The following is a 729-nucleotide window of genomic DNA, read 5'->3' on the forward strand; positions in this document are numbered from 1 at the left end:
CTTAATGATTTCATGCTGTTTTGCGGTGATTTCCGTCCTTTGATAGAAGTCTCCTTTTTTCGAAGAAAATTTGCCCAGAACCATCTGATCCATGGTATGTTTCAGTTTTGGCCAGGTTTCACCGGTCTTCAGTTCCGCCAGCCGAATAAGAAGCAGAGCCAGCCAGTTCAGTAAAACGTGCGTCTTAATCCGATCCTCGATCCGATGGTACATCGGTCGAAGACAGAGTGTAGACTTTAAGGTTCGGAATCCATTTTCTACAGCCATCAGGTTCTTGTATCCCAGCGCCACTTCTTCTGCGGACAGGGTGTCATCCGATGTTCGAATCAGGTATTTCCCGTCATAACGCGCCGCATCTCGAAGCGCCTGCCGATTAATTCTCAGCTGCCCGTCCTTCAGCTGGCGAAGATAACGACCATAAAGCTTATGTGACCGCAGGGCACAGGCCGCTTTGGTATGCTTCTTTTCAGGCAACTGATGTAAGTCTTCCAGAGCCATCTCCAAATCACGAACCAGTCGTTCCCGCTGTTTCTTATCTTTCTCTGCTTCTTTTGAGTTGTAGGCGAGGATAAAACGCTGCCGCTTTTCTCCGTCCCCGACGACAATCTCCTTAACCTCAAGATGGTTGCGAACCTTTTGATAACGTCCCTTGCGGGACATCGCTTCATCCACAATTTTCTTACCGGAACGCATGGGCTCACCAACAATATAATGCCCTCCGGCACGCTG

The 729-nt window shown here is 49.0% G+C and carries 1 protein-coding gene; it reads right to left on the reverse strand.

The annotated features are described in order from the left end of the window. Positions 1-729: IS1634 family transposase (locus EWH91_RS14315; protein WP_165364345.1), on the reverse strand; the 729-nt coding region annotated here is incomplete at both ends.

The sequence above is a fragment of the Sporolactobacillus sp. THM19-2 genome, from assembly GCF_004153195.1.
Taxonomy (GTDB): Bacteria; Bacillota; Bacilli; order Bacillales; family Sporolactobacillaceae; genus Sporolactobacillus.